Annotated in this window: 7 protein-coding genes and 2 pseudogenes; 3 read left to right on the forward strand and 6 right to left on the reverse strand. The window is 67.1% G+C overall.

What is annotated here, in order from left to right; translation table 11 throughout:
* Positions 1 to 271: 271 nt before the first annotated feature.
* Positions 272 to 652 carry an SDR family NAD(P)-dependent oxidoreductase gene (locus ABIB26_RS23510; protein ID WP_354248620.1) on the forward strand — a complete coding sequence of 127 codons (381 nt, stop codon included), beginning with the start codon at positions 272 to 274 and terminating at the stop codon, positions 650 to 652.
* Positions 649 to 924: an SDR family oxidoreductase gene (locus tag ABIB26_RS23515; RefSeq protein WP_354248609.1), complete on the forward strand. Its 276-nt coding sequence runs from the start codon at positions 649 to 651 to the stop codon at positions 922 to 924. The genes ABIB26_RS23510 and ABIB26_RS23515 overlap by 4 nt, the downstream gene beginning before the upstream one ends.
* A gap of 70 nt (positions 925 to 994) precedes the next feature.
* Here the strand turns inward: ABIB26_RS23515 and ABIB26_RS23520 are convergent, their stop codons facing one another.
* The 4 genes and pseudogenes from ABIB26_RS23520 to ABIB26_RS23535 all read right to left on the reverse strand — a co-directional run bounded on the left by ABIB26_RS23520 (position 995) and on the right by ABIB26_RS23535 (position 2,753).
* Entirely contained in the window at positions 995 to 1,342 is a 348-nt protein-coding gene (locus ABIB26_RS23520; protein ID WP_354248611.1) for a DUF202 domain-containing protein, read from the reverse strand.
* A gap of 2 nt (positions 1,343 to 1,344) precedes the next feature.
* Positions 1,345 to 1,746: a YidH family protein gene (locus ABIB26_RS23525; protein ID WP_354248613.1), complete on the reverse strand. Its 402-nt coding sequence runs from the start codon at positions 1,744 to 1,746 to the stop codon at positions 1,345 to 1,347.
* A 25-nt stretch (positions 1,747 to 1,771) separates the two neighbouring features.
* A pseudogene (locus ABIB26_RS23530) lies at positions 1,772 to 2,220 on the reverse strand (formylglycine-generating enzyme family protein); the annotation flags it as partial.
* On the reverse strand, positions 2,208 to 2,753 hold the full coding sequence (locus ABIB26_RS23535) for a DUF488 domain-containing protein (protein ID WP_354248615.1): 546 nt from the start codon (positions 2,751 to 2,753) through the stop codon (positions 2,208 to 2,210). The pseudogene ABIB26_RS23530 and the gene ABIB26_RS23535, both read right to left, overlap by 13 nt.
* Before the next feature lie 76 nt (positions 2,754 to 2,829).
* Here ABIB26_RS23535 and ABIB26_RS23540 point away from each other — a divergent pair, with 76 nt between their 5' ends.
* Positions 2,830 to 3,480, forward strand: coding sequence for a uracil-DNA glycosylase (locus ABIB26_RS23540; RefSeq protein WP_354248616.1), 651 nt, complete (start codon positions 2,830 to 2,832; stop codon positions 3,478 to 3,480).
* A gap of 89 nt (positions 3,481 to 3,569) precedes the next feature.
* On the opposite strand, the pseudogene ABIB26_RS23545 reads toward ABIB26_RS23540, so the two are convergent.
* Both ABIB26_RS23545 and ABIB26_RS23550 read right to left on the reverse strand, forming a co-directional pair.
* A pseudogene (locus ABIB26_RS23545) lies at positions 3,570 to 3,689 on the reverse strand (NTP transferase domain-containing protein); the annotation flags it as partial.
* A gap of 84 nt (positions 3,690 to 3,773) precedes the next feature.
* Positions 3,774 to 5,638: transketolase-like TK C-terminal-containing protein (locus ABIB26_RS23550; protein WP_354248618.1), on the reverse strand; the 1,865-nt coding region annotated here is incomplete at its 5' end.

Genomic DNA, 5,638 nt, shown 5'->3' on the forward strand with positions numbered 1-5,638 from the left:
CCCCCCCCCCCCCCCCCCCCCCCCCCCCCCCCCCCCCCCCCCCCCCCCCCCCCCCACCCCCCCCCCCCCCCCCCCCCCCCCCCCCCCCCCCCCCCCCCCCCCCCCCCCCGCCCCCGCCCCCCCCCCCCCCCCCCCCCCCCCCCACTTCCGTTGCCGCCTGCAGGAGGAAAAATCATGTCCACAGCCGAAGAGCCCCAGCCACGCGTCGCCGTCGTCACCAGTGCGGGATCGGGCATCGGCCGGGCTGTTGCCCGCTGACGGCTACCGTGTGGTGTTGGCAGGGCGGCGCGAGGCCCAGCTTCTGGAGACTTCGGCCACTCGCAGGCACTTGCGGTGCCGTGCGACGTCACAGCGCCCGACGACGTCGAGCGCCTTTTCGGCTGCAGCCCTCGGGAAGTGGGGGAGGGTTGACCTCCTGTTCAACAACGCCGGCGTTTTCGGCCCGGCCGCGTCGGTGGATGAAATCAGCGTGGCCGACTGGGACGCGGTGGTGGCGCTGAACCTCACCGGCTCCATGCTGTGCGCCGCCGCCGCCGTTCGGGCTATGAAAGCCCAGGAGCCGCAGGGTGGCCGGATCATCAACAACGGGGCCATTTCAGCGCATTCGCCGCGGCGTGGACGGTGGCCTATACGGTCACCAAGCACGCCATGACGGGTCTGACCAAGAGCATAGAGCTGGACGGCAGGGGCTTCGGTATCACATGCGGCCAGATCGAGATCGGCAACACAGCCACGGACATCATTGCTACCATCGGAGTGGACTCCGGTGCCCTGCAGGCCGACGGCAGTCGCAGGGTGGAGCCCACGTTCCCGGTGCAGGACGCCGCGCGTGCCGTGCTGCTGATGGCAGGCATGCCGCCGTCGGCCAGTGTGGGCTCGGTGGTGATCACGGCTGCGGGAATGCCGTTCATCGGCCGGGGTTAACCAGCGAGCCGACACCTTTCCGCTACGGAAGCGGACGTCCGCACGGGAGATCACCGTGCAGCCGTGTGGTTTATGCGTCCAGAGGCAGGAACATTACGGTGAAGATTCCAAGGACGGCGAGGATTACGACGCTCCCTGCAACTGCCGCCGTCGACACGACATCTGCGGGCATGCTCTCCCGGTTGATTCCATGGACGGCCCGGTGGAAACGACGTTTCCGCGTCAGGTTAATGGCCAAGGCAGTAATGATGGCAGCCGCGACCAGGGTTCCTGCGAACCAGCCGTGATGAGGCATCCATCGCAGGAAGATCGCCGCAGCGACCACCATCGCCATGGTGGTGCGGCCCCAAGCGAGGTCGGTGCGTTCCGGCTGGAGGCCGGGGTCGCCATGTGGGGGCGTGTCCCGCTGGGGCAACATGGTCAGGCCGGGCGGACGACGACGAACACGACCATAGTGGCCGCGACAAGGGCGCCGCCGACGGCGAGGATGGGGGCGATCCAGGGCAGTGGCAGCGGAGTTTTGTGGCGCATGGCCCGTTCGACGTTGAGCCAGCGGAAGAACGAGCCTCCGCCGATGACCAGGGCCAAAACGAGCAGGAGCACGGCAATGGTTTTGCGGAGTTCCGAGCCGAAGAGGTCGGCCATAAACGCTTCGACTGCGACACCGCCGGCGAGAAGTGCCAGGGAGGTGCGGATCCATGCGAGGAAGGTGCGTTCGTTCGCCAATGTGAAGCGGGGATCGGGCTCGCTGCCGCCGCGGAGGAGCCGGGCTGAGAAGCCGCTCCGTCCTCCGCCTCCCGGTGCGTCTGGGTCGTCTGTCACGTATGGTCCTTTCGTTGTGGCTGGTTCAGGTTAACGCTATGGTGCGGAAGCCGCTGTTTCCGGAGGATGAGTCCGGTGTGTTGGAAGTGCGGGCCGCGACGCGGTAACGGTTGCAGTAGGAGTCGTGGCACAGGTAAGAGCCTCGCCCATGACCCGTCCGGCCCCGATGCTGGGCCCCTATGGGTTATCGGTGGGGGAGTTGCGGTAATACTTTGGCAGGAACCAGTCTGCGCACCATTCCCAGACGTTCCCGGCCATCTCGTACAGACCGTAGCCGTTCGGCGGGAAGGGCTTTACCGGGGCGGTGCCCAGGTGCCCGTCGTCGCGCGTGTTGGTCTTCGGGAAGGTGCCTTGTCAGATGTTGCAACGGTGTTCGCCGTGGGGGGTGAGGTCGTTGCCCCACGCGTAGCGCATGCCCTCCAGCCCGCCTCTGGCGGCGTATTCCCACTCCGCTTCGGCGTCTAACGTGACCCCGGGTCGCTGTCTTCCGGGGGATACCACACTCTGGTCCCTTCCACATGGGCAAAAGACGTCAGGGTGTGGGGCTTCGCGGACGTCCCGCTCATGATGTCCAGGACGTGAATACCCCGCACCGCCAGGGCATCACCGATGAGTGACCGGTGGCACCGCCAAGGGACGGCTTCGGCGCACATGATGGCCGCGTTATTGCTCCGTCCGCGCTCGGCCAGTTGCTCGATTGCCTCGGCAAACTCCCGGGTCTGCATGTAGTCGGCATAGCCTTGGAAGGACGCGTTCCGCCAAGCGCCGTTAGGACTGTCCTTGCCCACGTGCCGCAAGCCGGCGAGGGATTCCATCCGCCGGTAGCTGAGCCCCTGGGCACCGAGACTCACGGCCAGCGAGTCCCCGTTGAACTGCGGATTGTGCCTGGATTTCGGGATCGTGCGGACGTCGATGAGCTTCGTGATGCCGTGCGCTTTCAGCAATCCGATGAACTCGTCAATCGGGTGAGTGGAGTGTCCGATGGTGAAGATGGTTGTGTCCGCCATCTCCCCATGCTAGGCCTGTTGCCGGCGGACCCGGCCGGCATTTCAGGCACACCCGGCTGACGGAAGGAGGGGTTGAATGACTGATCCTGCAATCCAAGTCTTCACTGATCGGCTGGCTTCCGCGGAGACCGGGCCGGGCTGCCATAACTTCTTTGACCGTGCCGTCCCCGGGAACGCCCAGCGCCGGCGGAACTTGGAGATTTATCTGCAGGAGATGCTGAACCAGCGCCCGAAGGTGCTGCTGCTGGGCGAGGCGCCGGGTTTCCGGGGCATGAGGATGACCGGGATTCCCTTCACCAACCGCGCCATTCTCGAAGGCCCTGCCAACGAGTTCGGGCTGTTCGGGCCCGGGAAAGGCTATGTCCTCCCGGCCGAGTCCGCGGGAATAGCGTCCGAACCGACGGCTACCGTCATGTGGCAGGTCCTGGCGGAGCTGGAGTTCTTGCCCTTGCTGTGGAGCGCCTGCCCCTTCCACACCCATGCCCCCGGGCGTCCGCTCTCCAACCGGGCGCCCACCCTCGCGGAGACAGCCGTTGGTGTTCCTTACTGGCAGGGTCTCCTGGAAGTGTTCGATATTCACACGGTGGTGGCGGTGGGGAACGTGGCGCACCGCAGCCTGCAGCGAAACGGCCTGACGGCGCCAAAAATCAGGCATCCCGCTCACGGCGGCAGGGCGGGGTTCAGGCTCGGCCTGCAGGAGTTGTTGTCGGCCGGCATGGAGCCGTAGGCCGCGGCGGCCGATCGCCGGCCCGGAGATCGGCCGCCGCCCCGGGCGATCCGGCGGGGCGGCCGCGCTTGACCTTAATCGAGGAGGTGCACTTCAACGAGCGTGCGGCCCTGGAACCGGAGCAGCGCCTTGGGCCCGAGCCCCAGCCGCGTCCCGGCGCCGGCGGCAAGCAGCACCGCCGTCGAGCGTTGTTTGTCCAGGTCAGCCATCGCCCCAGCCTATCCAGCCACATGACAGATGACGGCAGTGTTCCAGGGGAACACTGCCGTCAACTGTTGTATGGATGAAGTGGGTCAGGACTCCCCGCCCGCGCCGCCCGTGGTCCCCGCGTTCACGTCCAGGAGCTTGTATCGGTCCATCGCGTAGGCGGGCACGCCGCCGTCCACCTCTCCGCGCGAGGCCAGCAGCTGCAGGGTCTTCACCACAATCGAGTGGGTGTCGTTCTTGAAGAAGCGGCGGGCCGCGGCGCGGGTGTCGGAGAAGCCGAAGCCGTCGGCGCCGAGCGAGGCGAACTGGTGCGGGAGGAACTGGCGGATCTGGTCCGGCACGGCCTTCATGTAGTCGGTGACTGCCACGATCGGCCCGGTGGCGCCGGCGAGCTGCTGGGCAACGAACGGCACGCGGGCGGGCTGGCCCGGGTTCAGGAAGGCGTCTTCCTCCGCGGCGAGCCCGTCGCGGCGCAGTTCGTTCCAGGACGTCACGGACCAGACGTCGGCGGAGACGCCCCAGTCCTCGGCGAGGATCCGCTGGGCCTCGAGGGCCCAGGGGACGGAGACGCCGGAGGCCAGGATCTGGCTCTTGGGCCCTTCAATGTCCGACCCCGACACCCGGTAGATGCCTTTCAGCACACCGTTGACGTCGAGGTTCTCGGGTTCGGCCGGCTGGAAGATCGGCTCGTTGTAGACCGTGAGGTAGTACATCAGGTTCCGGTCCGTGTCTGTTCCGGCGGCGGAGGCCGGGCCGTACATCCGCTCCAGGCCGTCCCGGATGATGTGGCCCATTTCGTACCCGTACGCGGGGTCGTAGGTGAGGACGGCCGGGTTGGTGGAGGCCAGGATGGGGGAGTGTCCGTCGGCGTGCTGCAGGCCCTCGCCGGTCAGGGTGGTGCGGCCGGCGGTGGCGCCGATGATGAAGCCGCGGGTCATCTGGTCCGCGGCGGCCCAGAAGGAATCGCCGGTGCGCTGGAACCCGAACATGGAGTAGAAGACGTAGATCGGGATCAGCGGTTCGCCGTGGGTGGCGTAGGAGGTGCCGGCGGCGGTGAAGGCTGCTACCGCTCCGGCCTCGTTGATGCCCGGGTGGATCAGCTGGCCCTGGGCCGATTCCTTATAGGCGAGGACCAGGTCCCGGTCCACGGAGAGATAGCCCTGGCCGTCCGGGTTGTAGATCTTCGCGGTCGGGAAGAACGCATCCATCCCGAAGGTGCGGGATTCATCCGGAACGATCGGGACGATGCGGTGGCCGAACTTCTTGTCCCGGAGCAGGTCCTTGAGCAGGCGCACGAAAGTCATGGTGGTGGCTGCCTGCTGCTTCCCGGAACCGCGCTTGGCCACCTCGTAGGTTTTGGGGTCCGGCAGCTCCACCGGCGCGTGGTCCGGCCGGCGTTCGGGAACGAAGCCGCCGAGTTCCTTCCGGCGGCCCATCAGGTACTGGATCTCCGGGGAGTCCATGCCGGGGTGGTAGTACGGCGGCCGGTAGAGGTCGGCCTCGAGCTGTTCGTCGGTGACCGGGATGCGCAGGTGGTCGCGGAAGGCCTTGAGGTCCGCGAGGGTGAGCTTCTTCATCTGGTGGGTCGCGTTGCGGCCCTCGAAGTGGGTGCCCAGGCCGTAGCCCTTGACGGTGTGGGCCAGGATGACGGTGGGCTTGCCCTTGAACTCGGTGGCGGCCTTGTACGCGGCGTAGACCTTGTTGTAGTCGTGGCCGCCGCGCTTGAGGTTCCAGATCTGGTCGTCGGTGAGGTCCTGGACCATTTCCTTGGTCTGCGGGGTCTGGCCGAAGAAGTGCTCGCGGACGAACGCGCCGGATTCGGCCTTGTACGTCTGGTAGTCGCCGTCGACGGTCTTGTTCATGATCTTCACCAGCGAGCCGTCCTCGTCCTTGGCCAGGAGCGTGTCCCACTCGCGGCCCCAGACGACCTTGATGACGTTCCAGCCGGCGC

It is taken from the genome of Arthrobacter sp. UYEF20 (assembly GCF_040546335.1).
GTDB lineage: Bacteria > Actinomycetota > Actinomycetes > Actinomycetales > Micrococcaceae > Arthrobacter.

Excerpts from the sequence above, each read along its gene's own strand:
- ABIB26_RS23515 (WP_354248609.1), top strand. The coding sequence starts at position 649 with ATGACGGGTCTGACCAAGAGCATAGAGCTGGACGGCAGGGGCTTCGGT.
- ABIB26_RS23520 (WP_354248611.1), bottom strand. The coding sequence starts at position 1,342 with ATGTTGCCCCAGCGGGACACGCCCCCACATGGCGACCCCGGCCTCCAG.
- ABIB26_RS23535 (WP_354248615.1), bottom strand. The coding sequence starts at position 2,753 with ATGGCGGACACAACCATCTTCACCATCGGACACTCCACTCACCCGATT.
- ABIB26_RS23540 (WP_354248616.1), top strand. The coding sequence starts at position 2,830 with ATGACTGATCCTGCAATCCAAGTCTTCACTGATCGGCTGGCTTCCGCG.